Origin of the sequence: Ruminiclostridium herbifermentans, from assembly GCF_005473905.2 — a bacterium.
Taxonomy (GTDB): Bacteria; Bacillota; Clostridia; order Acetivibrionales; family DSM-1351; genus Ruminiclostridium; species Ruminiclostridium herbifermentans.
Map to the genome: position 1 here is coordinate 792,759 of NZ_CP061336.1, position 23,100 is coordinate 815,858.

Annotated in this window: 4 protein-coding genes; all 4 read left to right on the forward strand. The window is 33.1% G+C overall.

From position 1 onward, the window contains the following. The first annotated feature begins 569 nt into the window (after positions 1-569). Complete coding sequence (locus EHE19_RS19910; protein ID WP_280513962.1) at positions 570-15,995, forward strand: calcium-binding protein; 15,426 nt, start codon at positions 570-572, stop codon at positions 15,993-15,995. Positions 15,996-16,069: 74 nt separating this feature from the next. Next, the gene (locus tag EHE19_RS03590) at positions 16,070-18,565 is read left to right on the forward strand and encodes a type I secretion system permease/ATPase (protein WP_244648325.1); all 2,496 of its coding nucleotides are present in this window, start codon (positions 16,070-16,072) and stop codon (positions 18,563-18,565) included. Further along, positions 18,559-20,082 (forward strand): HlyD family type I secretion periplasmic adaptor subunit, encoded by a 1,524-nt coding sequence (locus EHE19_RS03595; protein ID WP_137697616.1) that lies wholly within the window; start codon positions 18,559-18,561, stop codon positions 20,080-20,082. Before EHE19_RS03590 ends, EHE19_RS03595 begins: the two co-directional genes overlap by 7 nt. Before the next feature lie 446 nt (positions 20,083-20,528). After that, entirely contained in the window at positions 20,529-22,982 is a 2,454-nt protein-coding gene (pcrA, locus tag EHE19_RS03600; RefSeq protein WP_137697617.1) for a DNA helicase PcrA, read from the forward strand. Positions 22,983-23,100: the final 118 nt, after the last annotated feature.

Here is a 23,100-nt window from a genome sequence, read left to right on the forward strand (position 1 = left end):
AAATAAAGCTATAATTATGTGACATCTAACGAAATAGTTAGTGTTTTTGATATTCTTCCTTATTTAGTGAAGTAAAATTGTATAAAAAAATTCTATAAAAAATATCTATTATCTAAAGGGAAGTCTGAAATCTTGTATGTGCTGGATTTCAGACTTCCTCATTTTTAATATTCTTATAAGTAAGCAATTTAATTTTATGCAACTATTATACTTACTTGATTGTCTACTATACGTATAAATTTAACTGACAATGTTGAATTATCAACATTATGGAGATGAAATATGTATAATAATTGCTTATATACAATGATATTTAAATATTTGGAATATATAAACAATATAAAATCATAAAAGTGAAATAACTAGATATAAATTATTTTTATAACAAATAGATGTCACAAAAAGAACAAAATAACAAAAATATACATAATTTATAATTTTTCTTAAAATAATCATAAAATCTCCGAAATAAACAGTTAAAAACCACACACAATTTAACATAATTATTTGAAAGTTTGTGATAAAATTGCAAGCAAATATTTATCTTATTAAATGCGGAGGTAAAAATTATGGGCTATTTTAAAGGTACAGACAAGAATAACTCGCTTTATGGTACTACCGGTGATGATATCTTTGAGGGGCTAGGAGGGAATGATTATTTATCGGGAGGGTTAGGTAATGATACGTACATATTTAATCGAGGAGATGGGCAGGATACGATTAGTGACGTAGATAAGACAGATGGGAACATTGACACCATTGTTTTTGGTGAAAATATTGTTGGCTCTGATTTACTGTTTACAAGAGTAGGTAATAATTTAAAAATAATTATTGATGGTACCGAAGATTCTATAACGATATTGAACTATTATAGCAATAGTTGGTGTGCAATCGAGCAGATACGATTCGCAGATGGAACTATTTGGAATAAGGAAACTATTGACTCACAACCAATGTATATATCTGGTGAAGGTACAATTAATGGAACTGACATAGATGAAATAATTTATGGTTCAAAGGGCAAAGATATAATTAATTCAAATGGCGGAAATGACATTATCGATGGTAAAGGTGGCGGAGACTATATAAACGGAGGCACTGGCAATGATGTTTATATATTTAATCTTGGATATGGCGTTATGACAATCGAAGATTATGATGAGACCATTGGTAATATAGATACAATAAAGTTTGGAAAAGGAATAAGTCCAGATAATATTGTTTTCAATAAAGTTGGGTTTGACTTAGAGATAACAATTCCAGGGACAACAGATAAAGTAATTGTTAAAAATTATTATAAAAACGATTTTTATAAAATTGAGCAAATTATTTTTTCTGATAATGGTGTTATTTGGGACAAGTCACTTATTGATGCACAGCCAGTTTATATAAATGGTAGTGGTGAGTTATATGGAACTGCAGGCGTAGATATTATTACTGGTGAAAATGGAGACGATAGGCTATTTGGTTATGAAGGAAATGACACACTTAATGGAGCAGGAGGAAATGATTACTTAAGTGGTGGTTCTGGAAGTGATACATATATATTTAATCTGGGTTCGGGAACAGATACTATCGAGGATTATGATGAAAATTTGTCTGATATAGATACAATTCAATTTGGTGAAAATATATTCTCAGATAATATTGTTTTTAATAAAGTTAATAATAATTTAGAGATTACTATAAATGGAAGTGACGATAAGTTAATTATCAAGGATTACTATTTATCTGATAACTATAAAATAGAACAGATTAAATTTAATGATGGAACTATATGGAATAAAGAAGATATTGATGCTCGCCCAGTTTATATATTTGGTAGTGGAGTTCTTGAGGGAACTAAGGGAACAGATATATTTACAGGTTCTGCTGGTGCTGATAATATGAAGGGCTATGATGGCAATGATGTATTTGACGGCAAAGGCGGCAACGACTATATAGTAGGAGGAGCCGGAAATGATATATATATATTTAATAGTGGTTACGGTACCCTTACTATAGATAACTTTGATGATAGTGAAAACAATATTGAAACTATTCAGTTTGGAAAAGGAATTAATCCTCAAAATATTGTGTTTGTTAGAAATGAAAATAATCTTGAAATAACAATAAAAGATAGCCCAGATAAAATTGTTATTTTAGACTATTTTAATGATATCAGTAATCAAATTGAAGTTATAAAATTTGAAGATGGAACTATATGGGACTTAGATAGAATAAAAGAACAACCTGTTGTAACATATGGTACCTCAGAAGATGATTTTATATATGGACATGAAGGAAATGACATTTTAATTGGATTGAGTGGAGATGACCAATTAATAGGCGGAGATGGCAATGATACTTTAGATGGCGGAGCAGGAATAGACTTCCTAGAAGGTGGAGAAGGAAACGATACATATATATTTAAAAGAGGAAATGGTGAGGATTATGTTATTGATTTCGATAGCATTGGTGGTTCTATCGATACAATAATATTTGCAAAGGGTTTATTGCCAGAAGACTTAATTGTACAACAAAGCTTTGACGATTTAGTAATTCAAATCAAAGATACTGATGATAAGCTAACAATTATGAATTATTTTTTAGATGAGGCTTTCAGAATTGAGAAGTTTGCATTTGAAGATGATTCAACTTTATTGGATTATGAAAAAATTAAAATAATTGTTAGCGAAGGTGATGGAAACATCATTGGCATATTCAAGGGAACTGATGATGATGATATTTTCTATGGCACTGATAGAGACGATATTTTTGATGGCGGTAAAGGTACTGACTATTTCAGTGGTGGCAAAGGAAATGATACATATATTTTTAACCCTGGTACAGGAACGAAGATTATCGAAGATAATGATGGTACAGAGGGGTATATAGATACAATCGAATTTGGAGAAGGAATATCACCCGATAGTTTAATATTTATTCATAAGGGTAAAGACTTGGAGATAAGCATTAAAGATTCAGATGATAAAGTAATTATCAAAAATTATTTTGATGCAAATCTTGATGTAAATGACCTTACCAGAATAGAAAGATTTGTATTTGCGGATGATGTTATTTGGGGACAGAATGAAATACAAGAGAAAGTTATATATACAATAGGTACAGATGAGGATGATATTTTAATAGGTACAAACAAGAATGATATATTAGACGGAAAACTAGGAAATGATAAGCTAATTGGCGGCAAAGGAAATGACACATATATCATTAACCTTGGTACAGGCACAAAGACAATAAACGATACAGATGATACAGAAGGCAATGTAGATACAATTAAGTTTGGAGAAGGAATTTTTCCTGAGGATATTATTTTCTCGAAAAAAGATAAGAACCTAGAAATTGTAATAAAGAATTCCGAAGATAAGGTTATTATAGAAAATTACTTTATAGCAGATTATGATGTAAATCCAAACAATAAAATAGAAGTAATCGAATTTTCAAATGGAAATATATGGAATGAAGAGTATATTTTAAGTCAAAAAATATACTTGCTTGGTACAAATGGAGACGATACTCTTTATGGTACAGATAAGGATGATTTATTTAATGGTGGTAGAGGCAATGATTATATAAGTGGCGGTAAAGGAAATGACACTTATATTTTCAATCTTGGCACAGGTACTAAAACCATTGAAGATAATGACGATACAGAAGGAAATATTGATACAATAAAATTTGGAGAAGGAATATCACCTGATAGTTTAATATTTATTAATAAGGGTAAGGACTTAGAGATAAGCATTAAAGATTCAGATGATAAAGTAATTATCAAAAACTATTTTGATACAAATCTTGATGTAAATGACCTTAACAGAATAGAAAGATTTATATTTGCTAATGATACTGTTTTAGGACAGGACGAAATAGAAGAGAAAGTTATATATACAATAGGTACAGATGAGGATGATACTTTAATAGGTACAAACAAGGATGATATATTAGACGGAAAACTAGGAAATGATAAGCTAATTGGCGGAAAAGGAAATGATACATATATCATCAATCTTGGTACAGGTACAAAGACAATAAACGATACAGATGATACAGAAGGCAATGTAGATACAATTAAGTTTGGAGAAGGAATTCTGCCTGAGGATATTATTTTCTCGAAAAAAGATAAGAACCTAGAAATTGTAATAAAGAATTCAGAAGATAAGGTTATTATAGAAAATTACTTTATAGCAGATTATGATGTAAATCCAAACAATAAAATAGAAGTAATTGAATTTTCAAATGGAGATATATGGAATGAGGAGTATATTTTAAGCCAAAAGATATACTTGCTTGGTACAAATGGAGACGATACTCTTTATGGTACAGATAAGGATGATTTATTTAATGGTGGTAGAGGCAATGATTATATAATTGGCGGAAAAGGAAATGACACATATATCATCAACCTTGGTACAGGTACAAAGACAATAAATGATACAGATGATACAGAAGGAAATATAGATACAATTAAGTTTGGAGAAGGAATTCTGCCTGAGGATATTATATTCTCGAAAAAGGATAAGAATCTAGAAATTGTAATAAAGGATTCCGAAGATAAGGTTATTATAGAAAACTACTTTATAGCAGATTATGATGTAAATCCAAACAATAAAATAGAAGTAATTGAATTCTCAAATGGAGATATTTGGAAAGAAGAGGAAATTTTAAGCCAAAAGATATACTTGCTTGGTACAAATGGAGACGATACTCTTTATGGTACAGATAAGGATGATTTGTTTAATGGCCGTAAAGGTAATGATTATATAAGTGGCGGAAGAGGAAATGACACTTACATTTTCAATCTTGGCACAGGAACTACGACCATTGAAGATAATGACGATACAGAAGGAAACATTGATACAATAAAATTCGGAGAAGGAATATCACCTGATAGTTTAATATTTATTAATAAGGGTAAAGACTTGGAGATAAGCATTAAAGATTCAGATGATAAAGTAATTATCAAAAATTATTTTGATGCAAACCTTGATGTAAATGCCCTTAACAGAATAGAAAGATTTGTATTTGCTGATGAAGTTGTTTTGGGACAGGACGAAATAGAAGAGAAAGTTATATATACAATAGGTACAGATGAGGATGATATTTTAACAGGTACAAACAAGGATGATATATTAGATGGAAAACTAGGAAATGATAAGCTAATTGGCGGTAAAGGAAATGATACATATATCATCAACCTTGGTACAGGCACTAAGACAATAAATGATACAGATGATACAGAAGGAAATATAGATACAATTAAGTTTGGAGAAGGAATTCTGCCTGAGGATATTATATTCTCGAAAAAGGATAAGAATCTAGAAATTGTAATAAAGGATTCCGAAGATAAGGTTATTATAGAAAATTACTTTATAGTAGATTATGACGTAAATCCAAACAATAAAATAGAAGTAATTGAATTTTCAAATGGAGATATATGGAATGAGGAGGAAATTTTAAGCCAAAAGATATACTTGCTTGGTACAAATGGAGACGATACTCTTTACGGTACGGATAAGGATGATTTATTTAATGGCGGTAAAGGTAATGATTATATAAGTGGCGGTAAAGGAAATGACACTTACATTTTCAACCTTGGCACAGGCACTAAGACCATTGAAGATAATGACGATACAGAAGGAAACATTGATACAATAAAATTTGGAGAAGGAATTACTTCAAAAGATATTCTTCTTTCACGTAAGGCTAATGATTTGGAGGTAATTGTAAATAATTCGGATGATAGAATAGTAATTAAAAATTACTTCTCAAATGATTATGAAAGAAATGCTAGTAATTCAATTGAAAGGTTTGAGTTCAGTGGCGAAGATGGATGGGACAAGCAGAAAATCGAAGCTCAAACAATTTATATAATTGGTACTAGTGGTAATGATGTATTACAAGGTACAGATTCAAGTGATATTTTTAATGGTCTATTAGGAAACGATAAATACATTGGCGGCAAAGGAAATGATACGTATATATTTAATTTAGGCTTTGGTTCAAAGACTATTGAAGATATTGATGATACAGATGGAAATGTAGATACAATTAAGTTTGGTGAAGGAATACTTCCAGAAAATATTACTATTGTTCGTTCTGGCAATGATATGGAAGTCAATATAAAAGGCTCAAATGACAAGTTAACTATTAAGAATTTCTTTGAAGATGAAATTGAAGCAAGTATTACGAATAAAATTGAAAAATTTGAATTTTCAAATGGAGTTACATGGAATGAGTCTGATATCTTAGGACAATCCATTAATATTACAGGCAGCGATTTTATAAATGGTACGGTGTACAATGATATTATAATTGGTTCAAATAATATCGACGATGTTTACGGTTATGCAGGAAACGATATAATTTCAACTTTTGATGGGCAGGATACAATTTATGCAGATGATGGCGACGATATTTTAGATGGAGGAGCTGGTGGGGACAACTTGTTTGGCCTTGAAGGAAATGATACTTACATATTTAAAAAAGGATATGGAAAGGATTTTATCTATGAGTCAGATGCATCTGGAAATAGTTTTGATATCATAGAGTTAGGAGATGGAATTACTATTGATAACATAAAAATTGAAAGAGTTAATGACAATCTGCAATTATCTATTGCAAATACTGATGATGTATTAACAGTAATTGACTACTTTAGTGATGATAGCTATAAAATAGAAGAAATTCGATTTGGAGATGGTACAGTGTTAAATCAACAAGACATTGCTGAACTGACTGGTAGTGAACAAATATTATTAAAAGCTTCTTTAGCTGCTACAGTAAAAACAGGGAATGATGGAAATGATACACTTACTGGAACTAGCGGTGATGATATATTAGATGGTGGAAAGGGAAATGATTCTCTTTATGGTGGAAGAGGAAATGATACCTATATTTTTGATGTAGGCTATGGAAAAGACAAAATATCAGATGTTGATACAACTGTAGGTAATGTTGATGTTGTTAAGCTAGGAGAAGGAATAACAGAAGATAACATTAAATTATCTCAAGTTGGTAACGATTTAATAATCAAGATAAATGGTAATGATTCAGATGAACTGAAGGTTATTAACTATTTCTTAGATGATCGTTATAAAATTGAAAGAATAGAATTTGCTAATGGAGCTGTTTGGAATACAGGAAGAATAGTTCAGCAAATGGCATACACTGGAGATACAGAACAGACTGATTATATTGGTGAAAAATCATATATAATTGGAACACCTGGAGATGAAACACTAATACCTCCTTTTCAAGATGCGGACAATTATATTGATCCTCTCCAAGGCAATGATAAAATGTATGGTGGAAAAGGTAATGATACATATATATTTGGACCGGGTTATGGGAATGATTTCATTGAGGATTATGATCCAACACCAGACAATATTGATACAATAAGATTTATTAATGGATTAGCTAGACAAGATTTAGAATTTAGTAGGTCTAACGAGGATCTCATTATTAAATTAAAAAATTCTAAAGATACACTAACAATATCTAAATACTTTAATTCTAGTGATGCCTATAAAATTGAAGAACTTGTATTTGGAGATGGAACAGTTGTAGAAGGAGTAAATCAATTTAGAAAAGAATTAGAAGATGAGTTTGCAAAGGCTCTAGCAGTTAGAGTTATATCTGATCCTGTTATTTTAGATTTGGACGGAAATGGTATAGAAATAAGTACATTAGAGAATGGTGTTAATTTCGACTTAGATAACAATGGTTTTGCAGAGAAAATTCAATGGGTAAATAATAAGGACGGAATATTGTGCAGAGATTTAGACGGTAATGGCAAAATTGACAACGGCTCTGAAGTTTTTGGTGACCAAGTGCTTATGACAACTGGTGCTACTTCAAGAAACGGATATGAAGCATTAACAGATTTGGATTGGAATAAAGATTTTATACTAGATAGTAATGATAAGGCTTTTGATTCATTAAGAGTATGGATTGATGAGAACTCTAATGGTATTACAGATGAAGGAGAGTTAAAGAAATTATCAGATTTAGGTATTGAAGCATTAAAGCTTAACACTACTATTGTTGATGATAGTACACCTAGAGTTATTAAGCAGATAATTGGATATTATGAAGATAAAGACGGCAATAAATACGATATGTCTCAATTCTTCTTTAATGTAGATTTATCTGATACTATAGATACTCAAGAGTTACCGGGAGTAGATGATAAGTTATCACAAATACTTCGCTCTCTGCCAGAAATAAAAAGCATTGGTAATGTATATGGCTTAAGAAAAAGTATGGCTACAAATGAGAGACTTAGAAACTTGGTAATCGAATTTACTGAAAATAAGCAGGCAAATAAATCGGAGCTATTAGATGAAATTATATACGCTTGGACAGGTACAAGTAATATTGCAAGGGATTTTTCAAGAGGTCACATGGATGCTAGGGATTTGGCAGTTGTAGAAAAGTTTGTTGGACGCAAATTTGTTGGAAGCTGGGGAACACAAGTTGCACAAGAAGAGGCCGGAGACCATCTCAGAGTATGCTATGAAATAATAAAGGATTATGTATTTAAATGCTTAACTGCTCAAAGCTATTTAAGAGAATATGTGACTTCTGTAGATTGCAAGTTTAATGAAGTAACAATGCAGATGGAGTTTGACTTTAGTGCATTAAAAGAAAAGTGTATTGAAAAAATAAATGATTCAGACTTTGGATTCATACTTAATGATTTGTTGGAATGTTATTCTAAGGATCCCGTTGCATATAGTGGATTAAAGAATATGATTGAAGAATTAAGACCTTATAATGAGCAGACATATGTGATAGCTACCGCTAACATGGTATATGGGCGTGCAGCCGATGAAATTGATAAAAGTTTATATTGGGGACCTCCATATGGTTCAGAAGCATTACGTGGAACAAATGGTGTTGATTACATATATGGTGGTAAGGGAACTGATCAGCTTTATGGTTTTGCTGGAAATGACTATCTTGACGGTGAAGATGGAAATGATACTTTATATGGTGGAGATGGCGCCGATATTCTTTTGGGAGGCGCAGGTAACGATACTTTATATGGTGAAAACGGAGATGATATTTTACAGGGTGGAGCTGGAGATGATATTCTATCAGGTGATGCAGGCAATGATATACTAGATGGGGGTGCAGGAAACGATACCTTGACAGGTGGTGCTGGAAGCGATACCTATATTTTCGGTATAGGCTCAGGCAAAGATACTGTTAATAACTTTGATCAAAATGTGTCTTCAGTTGATATTATCAAGCTAGGCAGTGGCATTACAGAAAATATGCTTAAAATAAGAAGAGCAATGAATGATTTGGAAATATCAATCATTGGCACTACTGATTCTATTACAATTAAAAATTATTATATCAATGATAACTATAAGGTTGATAAAATATTGTTTGAGGATGGAAGCTTCTTAGATAATGATGAACTAAGAGAACTACCACTTATCGGTACAGATACAGATGATGATATTACAGCTAGTGATTATAAAGAAACTATATATGGACTTGGTGGTAACGATAAAATAAAAGCGCTTTCAGGGGATGATATTGTATATGGTGGAGATGGTAATGACACTATAGAGGGTGGAAATGGTAATGATTATCTATATGGTGAAAAAGGAAATGATACAATATATGGTGGAAATGGCGATGACTATATAGAAGGAAATGAAGGTGATGATACTCTTTATGGTGGATATGGTAATGATATCTATATATATACTTTGGGCTCAGGCAATGATACTATTATCGAAGATGATTTAACCGTCGGCAATATTGATACATTGAAATTTGGAGATGGTATAAGTAAAGATGATGTAGAATATCGCAGGGAAAACAGAAATCTTATAATTACAATAAAAGATACAAATGAGAAGATAACAATAAAAAATTATTATTTACAGCAGGGCAAAATTGAAAGAATTGAATTTGCTGACGGAACGGTTGAAGATAATGATAAATTAAGTAAGCTTGTTATATATGGAACAGATGCTTCAGAGACTATTACTAGTGATGATGTAAGTGAAGTAATCAAAGCACTAGCAGGTGACGATACGATCAATGCTCTTGATGGAGATGACTTTATTAACGGTGATGCAGGAAATGATGTAATAAATGCTGGTGCAGGAAATGATACTGTTTGGGGAGATGATGGAAACGATACTATAAGAGGAGATAGCGGAGATGATATTATCTTCGGCGGTGCTGGAAATGATAAATTATACGGCGGAGATGGTAATGATACCTTAGACGGAGGAGAAGGTAATGATTATATCGACGGCGGAATTGGCAATGATACGTATATATTTAGATTGGGATTTGGAGAGGATACAATAGAGGATACGGGTAATGCTACTGGAAGTATCGATACAATAAAGTTTGAGGAAGGCATAAATCTCGAGAACGTATCTCTGAGAAGAGTAAATAGAGATTTGGAGATAACAGTTAATAACACTTCTGACAAACTAACAATTAAAAACCAATTTACTCCAGAAAACAAAATAGAAGTAATACAATTTGGTAATGGAGAGATTTTAGGAAACGATATATTGGATAAATTGGTTATATACGGTACAAATGATGGCGATATCATTACATCAGATGATATGAATGAAGTAATAGATGGCCTTGCTGGAGATGACAAAATAAAGGCAATGGGTGGCGATGATTTAATCTACGGTCGTGAAGGCAATGATTCTATATATGGAGGAGAAGGCAATGATACCATATATGGTGATGCTGGAAACGATACAATAGAAGGCCAGGAAGGTAATGATATAATAGATGGCGGTTCAGGCGATGACAATATAAAAGGCGGCAGCGGAGATGATATTATTTTTGGAGGTGCTGGAAACGATACAATAGAAGGCCAGGAAGGTAATGATATAATAGATGGCGGTTCAGGCGATGACATTTTAAATGGTGGATTAGGCAATGATACCTATATATTTGGAATTGGCTCTGGAGTAGATACAATTATAGATTATGATACTAATATCGGTAACATTGACACAATTAAGCTTGGCGAGGGAATTGATGAGAATAATTTGAAATATAGAAGAGATTTCAATAATAATTTGGAAATATACATAGATGGAACCTCAGATAAATTAATTGTATCGAATTATTACCTCAATGATAGTTACAAAATTGAAACAATATTGTTTAGTGATGGACATACCATAAGTAGTAGTAAATTTGACAATTTACCTATTATTGGAGATGAGAATGATAATATAATCAAAGCTGCTGATAAATCAGATTATATATATGGTATGGGTGGAAATGACAAAATATATGCTTATGATGGAAATGATTATATTGAAGGCGGCGCTGGGAACGATACAATTGAAGGTGGAGCTGGTAATGACGCCATTTATGGACAGGAAGGCAATGACACAATTTATGGGAATGAAGGTAATGATTTAATAAACGGTGGTCTAGGAGACGACATATTATACGGTGGATTAGGAAATGATACTTATATCTTTGGACGTGGTTACGGACATGATGTAATATCAGATACCGATGAGACAGAAGGCAATGAAGACACAGTTGTTTTAACAGGAGGAATTTTAAAAGAAGATATAGCAATTCGAAGAATAATGAATGATCTTGAAATAGTGATTAAAGATACTGGAGATACGTTGACTATAGCTGATTACTACACTGACAGAAGCCAGATGATTGAAAACATTATACTTTCTGACGGAACGTCTTTAGATAATGATATGCTACAAAAACTAGACATCTATGGAACCAGTAAGGATGATGTAATAACTACATCTGATAATGGCGAAGTAATAAGGGCTCTAGAAGGCAATGATGATATCAAGGCACTTGGCGGAGATGACATAGTATATGCAGGTGCGGGAGATGACAAAGTTCTTGGTGGTAATGGTAATGATACATTATTCGGTGAGGAAGGAAATGATAACTTACAAGGTGGTAATGGCGACGATATCTTGATTGGTGGTACTGGTAATGATACTTTAGATGGTAACTTAGGTAATGATACCTATGTATTTGGACCAGGCTTTGGACATGATATAATAAACGGTACTGTTACAAGTGATCAAGAGGTTAATATTATTAAATTCTTAGAAGGTATAACAACAGATAACTTGGTTGTTAGAAGAGTAATTAATGATTTAGTTATAACCATTAAGGACACCGATGATATATTAACAGTAAAAGACCAATTTGCGGGATATAGTAAAATTACTAGAATTGAATTATTCGATGGTACTATTATAGATTCTGAATTCATCAAAAACTTGCCTATATATGGAACAGATGCAAATAATGTGCTTGATGGTACATCTGTAAATGATATTATATACGGTCTTGGCGGCAATGATACAATAAACGGTAATGCTGGTGATGACATACTTTATGGAGGAGATGGCTCAGATACTCTCAATGGCGGCATTGGAAATGATATCTTATATGGTGATGCAGGCAATGATAGTCTCAATGGAGGTGCTGGTAATGACCTTCTAGTTGGAGGTACAGGAGATGATACATATTTCTTTGAAATTGGCTATGGCGAAGATACTATAACAGATTATGACTTGACTGCTGGTAATAAAGATGTACTTAGATTAGGAAAAGGCATAACAAAGGATAATTTAAAATATGTTAGGGTTAATAATGATTTAGTTATCACTATTCTAAATACAAGTGATAAGTTGACAATAACAGATTACTTCACTGACAGTAATAAAATTGAGAACATCTTGCTATCAGATGGCACTACTGTAGAAATCAGCAATGATTTAACTATCTATGGAACCGAAGGTGATGATGAGTTCTATGGTAGTCCTAGCAATGAGACTTATATGGCTCTTGGAGGCAATGACAGCATCTATGGTGGTGACGGTGAAGATAATCTATATGGCGGCGAAGGTGACGATCTGTTAGACGGTGGTGCTGGCAATGATTATTTGGAAGGTGGAATTGGAAATGATGTCTATATCTTTGGCAGAGGTTATGGAATAGACACTATCAGTGATTATGACACCTCAGATGGAAACATTGATACTGTAAAATTTGGTGAAGGCATATGCAAAGACGATATAATTATGGAAAGAAGAGGATATGACCTTGAAATAAGCATAAATGGTGAAGATGATAAGCTTATAATAAGTGGCTACTATAAAAATAATAGTAGTAGAATTGAAAGGTTTATGCTTTATGATGGAACTATTATAGACAGCAAAGAACCAGATTCTATGATTCTCTATGGAACGGATGAAGCAGAAACAATAATAGGTGGAGATGTTTCGGAAACTATTATGGCTTTGGCTGGAGATGATATTATTTACGGAGAAGGTGGAGATGATATTATTGATGGTGGCTTAGGTAATGATAGTATATATGGTGGCTTAGGTAATGATACCTATATCTATAAATTAGGTTCAGGTGCAGACATCATTTACGAAGAAGATTCAACACCTGGGAATGTGGATACTATTAAATTTGGAGAAGGTATCAGTGAAAGCAGCTTAGAATTTAAGAGAATTGGAAATACACTAAGAATCAATGTAAAAGGTACATCTGATAGCATTGAAGTATCAAACTATTACAATGACGACAGCAATAAAATAGAGAAGATAGAACTTGCAAATGGCGATATTATTAGTAGCGAAAAGTATGCTAATATAGCATTAGAGGGTTCTGATGAACCTGATGTATTGCAGGGCGGAAATTGTGACGACATTGTGCTGGCTATGAATGGTGATGACATTGTTTACGGTTTAGGTGGTAATGACACATTATATGGAGCTGGAGGCAATGATACTCTCTATGGTGGCGAAGGCAATGATGTATTGTATGGAGAAAGCGGAGATGATATATTAATAGGTGGTGCAGGCAATGACACATTGGTCGGTGGTGCAGGCAATGATATTTATAAATTCGAAAAAGGCTTTGGAATAGATACAATTAACGATTTTAGTTCCGAAGGCAAGGGTATTGACACAATAGAGTTTGGTGAAGATATCGAGAGCACTTCAGTAACATTTAACCGAGTTGATAATGACCTACAAATAATTATATTAGGCAGCAATGACCGAATATTTGTAAAAGACTTCTATGTAAATGATAACTATAAGATTGAGGCTATCAAATTTAGTGACGGAACTATTTGGAATGATAATGATATTGCTTCACAAATAGAAAATAGAACCACAAAAGTAGGTACTGAAAAATCTGAAACCCTAAATGGAACTGCAGGTCCAGATATTTTAATCGGTGATGCTGGTAATGATACATTGAACGGAGACGCTGGAGATGATATGCTCTATGGTGGAGAGGGAGACGATAAGCTATTTGGCGGTACCGGAAATGATATCCTTACTGGAGATGAAGGAAATGACACTCTGAATGGTGGAACTGGAAATGACACCTATGTATTTAAGAGAGGGTTTGGTAAAGATAATATTACCGACCGTGATAGTACTGCTGGAAATGTTGATACCATCAAATTTATTGGTGGAATTACAAAAGATGATATTGAGTTTATAAGAAGAGGAAACAATATTGAAATTATATTTAAAGATTCCGATGATGTTATTACAATAAACCAGGCAGCAGTTGATATCAATAGTAGGATAGAAAGGTTCGAATTTGATGATGGAACTATAATAATGTTTAATGAGATTACTGATATCCCTATTTATGGAACTGATAATGAGGAAACTCTAAATGGAGATGATAATGATAATATAATTAAATCTCTTGGAGGAGATGATACCGTCAATGCTGGTGCCGGTAACGATATTGTTTATGGCGGAAGTGATAATGATAGTCTATACGGAGACGCTGGTAATGATATCCTATATGGTGAAGAAGGCGATGACTATTTGGATAGTGGAGAAGGCGATGACATATTATATGGCGGTGAAGGCTCAGATTATTTAGAGGGTGGTGATGGTAACGATTATTTAGTAGGTGGCCCTGGTGATGATATTTTATCTGATATATCAGGTGACGATATTTTTGACGGCGGCACTGGAAACGACAGATTAAGTGGCTCTATAGGCAGTGATACATATATATTTGGTTTGGGCTATGGACATGATACAATCAATGACTATGATACTGATTTAGAGCAGGGAAGCATAGATGTTGTTAAATTTGGTGAAGGCATTAGTATTGAGAATTTAGAGTATAGAAGAGTTCTTAATAGTCTAGAATTTACTGTTACAAATAGTAATGACACATTAACTATTGAAAATTACTATGTTGAAAGTAACTTTATAGAATCTATACAATTTGCAGATGGTACAGTTTTAGATAGTTCAAACTTTAATGATCTTGCCATTTATGGAACGGATGACAAAGATACAATAGACGGTAACGAAAAAGACAATACTATATATGGATTAGCTGGTAACGATAAAATTATTGGCGGTGCTGGAAATGATACCTTATATGGTGGAGATGATGACGACTATATATATGGAGGAAATGGCAACGACATTATTTATGGAGAAGCTGGATCTGACAAATTGTATGGAGAAGCTGGTGACGATACGTATGTATTTGGCAGAGGTGATGGAACTGATATAATTTATAACTCTTCAAGTTTAGAAACTGATACAGATACTTTGCTATTAAGAGAGCTTAATTATTCTGATGTAACTATGATACAAAACAATGCAGATTTATTAATAGCAATCAATGGAACAATAGATACTGTAACCGTTCAGGGATACTTTGAAGGAGGCAGTTATGCCTTAGAACAAATTAAGTTTGAGAATGGAGAAACCCTTAATTATGATGATGTTGTAAATGTAATAGCAGGCACATATACACCAAAAGTAGAAGAAATAGCTATTGTAAATAACGATGTGGAACAGCTAATTCAGGCTATGGCTGGCTTTGGTAATGATAGTGGAATGTCTTTAAGTAAGATATCTGAAGAAAGACAATTTGATGAACAGTCATTTGTAGCTCAGTTATGGGTAAATCCGTTAAAATAAGCTTTTAAGAAAATATAAATTTTGTTGTGGGTGGATTTAGGTCCACCCATACAAAAAATAGGATGCTTAATTTTATGTATGCCTTAATCAGGGGTGTTACTGGTTTTGGCATACAATTGTTTTTAATATGGGATAAAGAAGAAAGGTTGAAATTGATGCTGGATAAAGTTGAAGATATAAAAACAGAAGAATATTCATCGGACAAAAATAAGGCTCTGAAAAACAAGAACGGTGAGCAATTACCAAATTCAAATGATACAGGGCAAAGCAACAATGCTGAACCATTATTGAGTCAAAATGTTGCAGAACCAAAAGACAGAGATAAACATGCAGTGGATTCAGGTAATTTTGAGCAAGGAATAAAAAATAAACAGGCTTTTAATTATGATGGTATGGGTCAAAATTCAAAAGGTAATAAAATAGAAGAAAATGAAGGTTATGAAGAAAAAGAGAAACGTGTTGATTCTGGATTATATTGCTTTATTACTATAGCAAGGTTTAATAGAGTAAATGCAGACCCTGAGCAAATTAAGCATTCATTAGCAATAGGAGCTGATGGAATGCAGGAACTTGATATACTTCGAGCAGCTAAAGAGTTAGGACTAAAAGCTAAAGCAGCGATAGTGAATTTGAAAAAACTTCAGAAGTTACCTCTGCCTGCAATAGCAGAGAATAATCAAGGTGAGTTTTTTATTGTAGCTAAAATAGAAGGAGATAAAGTACTAACACTATTTGCTGGAGAAAATTCTCCGAGGGCTATGCATGTGGAAGAATTTAATAAAATTTGGAACAGAAAAATATTACTATTTGTAAATAGGAGCATTAAAGAGCTAAATCGTAAATTTGGCATTAAGTGGTTTATACCAACAATATTAAAATTCAAAAAACCTTTAATAGAAGTTCTTGTAGCAGTATTTACATTACAGATTTTTGGACTTTTCTCACCTATAATAACGCAGGTCGTAATAGATAAAGTATTTGTACATAATGGTATTACCACACTAAATGTTCTTGCTATTGGATTGATTATAATAGCTGTGTTTGAGACAGTGATGGGTATAGCTAAAAGCTATATATTTACGCATACTACAAGCAGGATAGATATAATTCTAGGTGTTAGGCTAGTTAGACATTTGTTCAGGCTACCTCTCAGATATTTTGAAACAAGAAGAGTTGGAGATACAATAGCAAGAGTAAGAGAACAGGAAAATATTAGACATTTTCTTACAGGAGCACCTCTGACATCGGTTTTAGATATTCTATTCTTAATTGTATATATTAGTGTTATGTTATTTTATAGTACTAATCTTACCTTTATTGTATTGGCATCACTTCCTGTTTTTGTTGCATTATCAGCATTTATAACACCTCTGTTCAAAAAAAGATTAGATGAAAAATTCAATACAGGTGCAGAGCAGCAGTCGTTTTTAGTGGAAAGTGTTTCAGGTGTACAAACGATAAAATCATTTGCACTTGAGCCTGTAATGCAAAACAGATGGGAAGGGCTACTAGCAAACTATACAAAGGCAAGTTTTAAGACTTCTTTACTTTCAGCTAATGCAGGTGCTATTGGTCAATTGATTCAGAAAAGTACTGATATTGCAGTTTTATGGTATGGCGCACATCTTGTAATGCAGGGAACCATTACTGTTGGTCAGCTAATAGCTTTCAGAATGTTATCTGGTAGAGTAAGCGGACCAGTGCTTCGTTTTGTACAGCTATGGCAAGATTTTCAGCAGGCAGGACTATCAATAAAAAGATTAGGCGATATATTTAATACCGTACCTGAACAATCTATTGATGCCTCTAAATCAAGGTTACCAGCAATCAATGGACGCATAACATTCGAAAAGGTACGCTTTAGGTATAGAGTTGATAGTTCAGAAGTTATAAGAGATATGTCCTTTGATATAAAGCCCGGTACAGTTGTAGGAATTGTAGGAAGAAGTGGCTCTGGTAAAAGTACTATATCAAAACTAATTCAAAGGCTATATATCCCTGAGGCAGGTAAAATATTGATTGATGGAGTAGATATAGCACTTACTGATACTGCATGGCTAAGAAGGCAGATAGGAGTTGTTTTGCAAGAGAATTTCATGTTTAACATGACTATCAGAGAAAATATTAGCATACACAATCCTACTGCAAGTATGGCAGATATAATACGAGTTGCAAAAATTGCAGGAGCGCACGATTTTATACTTGAACTACCCGAAGCATATGACACAATGGTAGGAGAGAAAGGAACTGGTCTTTCTGGGGGACAGAAACAACGAATAGCAATAGCAAGAGCATTGTTGAATAATCCTAGAATTCTAATATTTGATGAAGCTACATCCGCTTTAGACTATGAATCAGAAAGTATAATTCAAAAAAATCTAAAAACTATTTGTAAAGGTAGAACAGTTATTATAATTGCGCATAGACTCTCAACTTTAAAAGATGCAGATAAGATTATGGCAATTGACAAAGGTCAGCTTATTGAATATGGAGAACAAGAAAAACTTTTACAGAGAAAAGGGTTATACTATTATTTACACAGTCAGCAAGAGAGAGGTGATGTATGTTGAAAATTTTAAAGAAGAGAGATAATTTGGAGTATGAATTTCTTCCAGCAGCATTAGAAATATCTGAAACACCTCCATCTCCTCTTGGGAAAATTATTATTTGGCTGATATTTTCAATACTCGCTATTGCAATTATTTGGGCATGTTTAGGGAAGGTTGATGAGGTAGCTGTTGCGACAGGAAAAGTCATACCTGATGGAAGACTAAAAGTTGTTCAAACATTAGAAGAAGGTGTAATAACAGCAATTCATGTAACCGAAGGACAAAGGGTTAAAGAAGGCGATGTACTGATAGAACTAGATTCTACAATGAAAAATGTAGAGGTTCAAAGTTTAGAAAAATCATTAGAGACTGCAAAACTCGAAAGAGATTTACTAAAAAAGGCTTTGCTAGGAGAAGATATAGGAAAACTTGTAGATGAAGCACTGCTTCCTGATGAGGTAAAGGATAACCTGCTTAGATTGACTCAGTTAAAGGATACACAATATACAACTGAACAAAGATCCCTTTCATTACTGGTATTACAGTATGAAGATCAATATAATATTGAGCAATCTAATGTCAAAAAAATAGAAGAGAACTTACAATTATTAAGAGAAAAAGAACAAAACCTAAAAGCACTTATTGAAACAGGTGGGGTTGAGGCAGCTGATTTAAAAAAGATAGAGAAAAATATAGAGATTTTAGAAAAAGAAGAGAAGACATATAAAGAACTTTATGAAGCAGATGCAATTGCAAAAAAAGAATGGACAGACAAACTAAATGAATTAGAATTGGCAAAAAAAGATTATGAAACTCAAAAAGCAGCTGTCAGCCAAGAAAAGACTACACTTGAGTTAAATTGGAAAAATGTAAATGATCAAATTAAAATAATGGAAAAAGAACTTGGAATACAGAAAATTACAGCAGAACAAGCGAAAAGCAGGTTAGATGAGGCTAAGAATGGATTAAATAAGATTGAGACACAGAGAGGCGTTTCATCAATGGATTTAATTGTAGAAAACGATAAAAAAATTACTGCTCTTGAAGGTGAATTAGAAAAAGCTAGAAAAAGTAAACAATATCAAACTCTGACGTCTCCAGTTGATGGAACTATTCACGGTTTAGCTTCAAATACAATAGGAGGAGTTGTGACTCCAGCAGAACCTATATTAACAATAGTTCCTGATGGTACCCCTCTAATAGTTGAAGCTACCCTTTTAAACAAGGATGTGGGATTTGTAGAAGTAAATCAAGAGACAGAAGTTAAGTTTGACACTTTCTCATTTCAGAAATATGGAACCATAAAGGGGAAGGTTGAGTATATAAGCCCTGATTCAGTAGATGATGAAAAGCTTGGGTCAGTTTATAAAATGAAAGTTAAGCTTGAAAAAAATACTATTAATGTAGATGGAAAGGTAAATAACATTAGTTCAGGTATGTCAGTTAGTGTAGAGATAAAGACAGGAAAACGAAGGATTATTGAGTTTTTCCTTGATCCAATAGCTAAGTATGCAAAGGACAGTATAAAGGTTAGATAATATCTGAAATCAGTTACATATAAAATAATTACTTAATATAGCAGCGGTGAGATGGTAAATTAACACTCACCGCTTTAAAATACAGGAAATTGTTGAATATAGTTAAGTTTAGGTAAGCAAAAAAGAGTGAATAAAGCAGCTTGCAGTAGAGGAGAGTTAATATAATAATGGCTGAATAGTAACCAAGCTTGAGTATCTTTTCTCAGAAGACTTTAACAATAGTAATATACTAAGTACCTATGATATAATAACTTTTTGAAGGTGTTTTTTGGCTAAATACTGGTTAGTACTGCTATGTTAATGTGTAGCTTATTATGGCAAACCAATGATTGTACCAAGTAAGCTGCATAAGTAGTACGAAAAGGATTGTGGTGTATTTATACTACAGATTTAAAAATATTGATAAGTTTATATATTTCAATTTTATATGTTTTTTGGAGGAATAAATGGAATTACTAAATGGGTTAAATAAAGAACAAAAGGAAGCAGTACTTCATAATGAAGGGCCGCTTTTAATATTAGCAGGTGCCGGCTCAGGGAAAACTAGAGTTCTTACACATAGAATTGCATACTTAATAAAGGAACAGGGAGTTTATCCATCAAGCATATTGGCTATAACATTTACAAACAAGGCAGCAAGGGAAATGAGAGAAAGAATAGACTCACTCATTGGTGATTTGAGTAATGACATGTGGGTAGGTACCTTCCACTCTATTTGTATAAGAATATTAAGAAGAGATATAGAAAAACTCGGTTATGACAGGAGTTTTGTTATTTATGATACAACAGATCAGCAGGTTGTAATTAAGGAATGTCTGAAAGAGTTAAATTTGAGTGATAAGAATTTTCCTCCTAAATCAGTGCTTGAAACTATTGGAAAGCAAAAGGACGAGTTAATAGATGCAGAACACTTTGAGAAGCTTTATGCCTCGGACTTTAGGATGGGCAAAATTGCCAAGGTATATAAACTATATGAGAAAAAACTCAAAAACAATAATGCTCTTGATTTTGATGATATTATAATGAATACAATAAAACTCTTTAAACAATGCCGGGAGGTTTTGGAATATTATCAGAAAAAGTTCAGATACATTCTTGTAGATGAGTATCAAGATACAAATACGGCTCAATACACACTAGTGCGCATGCTGTCTGAAGTTCATCAGAATCTTTGTGTAGTAGGTGATGATGACCAGTCAATTTACGGTTGGAGAGGTGCGAATATCCGTAATATACTTGACTTTGAGAAGGATTTCAGAAACTGTAAGACAATAAAATTGGAGCAGAATTATCGCTCTACTCAAAACATACTGGACGCTGCAAACTTTGTTATAAGTAATAATACAGGTAGAAAGTGCAAACGCTTATGGACAGAAAATAAAGGCGGAAACAAGATTGTTGTATGTGAAAATGACAACGAGCATGAAGAGGCAATGTACACTGCTAGAGAGATTCAAAGATTAATAAATGAGGAAAACAGAAAATTCAAGGACTTTGCTGTTTTATACAGGATAAATGCACAATCCCGCGTACTAGAAGAAATGTTCATGCGTGAGGGCTTGCCGTATAAAATAGTAGGAGGACTGAAGTTCTATGATAGAAAGGAAATCAAAGATATAATTGCATATCTGAGATTAATACAAAATCCTGCTGATAATGTCAGCTTAAAGAGAATTATAAACGTTCCTAAAAGAGGTATTGGAGACACTACTGTTGAACATGCGGAAAATATAGCCATTGAAAATGGAGTATCTATATTTACTATAATATCTGATGCAAGAGAATATTCTGCTTTAGGCAGAGCAGCACAAAAACTTGATGCTTTTGCAAAGATGATACTAAGACTTAGGACAATAAAGGAAACAATAAGCATTACTGAACTGCTCGATATGGTAATAAATGATACAGGTATCTTAAAAGAATATGAAGTTGAAAATACAGTTGAAGCACAGTCAAGAATAGAAAATATAAAAGAGTTAAAATCAGTTGCTTTAGAATTTGAAAAGCAAAATGAATTAAACAGCTTAGAAGAATTTTTGGCCAATATATCATTGGTTTCCGACTTAGATAACCTTGAGGAAGAACAGGATTATGTGGTTTTGATGACAATGCATAGTGCAAAAGGACTTGAGTTTCCTGTTGTCTTTATACCTGGAATGGAAGAGGGAGTTTTCCCAGGCTACAGAGCAATAACAGAGGGACCGGAGCAATTAGAGGAAGAACGCAGACTTTGTTATGTAGGAATAACACGTGCCAGGGAAAAACTATATTTATCAAATGCACGTTTTAGAACGCTATTTGGTAACTCAAGCTATAACAGACCTTCTCGGTTTTTATCAGAGATACCAGAGAATTTAATTGAATATCCGTTCAAGCCATCAAGAAATTCCTTTGAAAGGGAAACTACCTCCTGGGGTAATACTACAACTTGGAGCAAAAACGGAAATTCTAGCTATGGAACCTCCAGCTATTCAGGAACTTATAGCACTACACAAAAAGCTGGTACTCAAGATGCTGGCAAAGCGGAGTCTTTTAACAAAAATAAAGGTGTGTCTGGTGGGTCCCTAAAGGATTTGCTGAATTCAAACTTGGTAACTCGTGGATTTGGTGGGAATTCAGCCTCGGCTGGAAGTTCAGCAAATGGTGTTGGTAAACCTCCAATAGACATTTGGGGTGGAAAAACTTCTAGTGGAGCACCTGCAAATAATGTAGCATCAAAAACAGTGACAGCAAAATCAGGATTTAGTACTGGCATTAAAGTTGAGCATAAAAAATTTGGAAGAGGAACTATTTCAAAAGTTACACCAGATAATGGTGACCAAATATTAGAAATACAGTTTGAAGGAGCTGGAATGAAAAGGCTTTTGGCGTCAGTGGCAAATTTGAAGGTGTTGGAATAAAGGTTAAAGTGCTGAATTAAAAGATTTTGAAATGGTTATGTGTAAGCAAATTTTGAAAAACTATATGAATATTAAAAAGTAGAAGGTGGAAAATTTAATTTTCCACCTTCTACTTTTT

Coding starts and splice junctions, on each gene's coding strand:
- EHE19_RS19910 (WP_280513962.1), top strand. CDS start 570: ATGGGCTATTTTAAAGGTACAGACAAGAATAACTCGCTTTATGGTACT.
- EHE19_RS03590 (WP_244648325.1), top strand. CDS start 16,070: ATGTATGCCTTAATCAGGGGTGTTACTGGTTTTGGCATACAATTGTTT.
- EHE19_RS03595 (WP_137697616.1), top strand. CDS start 18,559: ATGTTGAAAATTTTAAAGAAGAGAGATAATTTGGAGTATGAATTTCTT.
- pcrA (WP_137697617.1), top strand. CDS start 20,529: ATGGAATTACTAAATGGGTTAAATAAAGAACAAAAGGAAGCAGTACTT.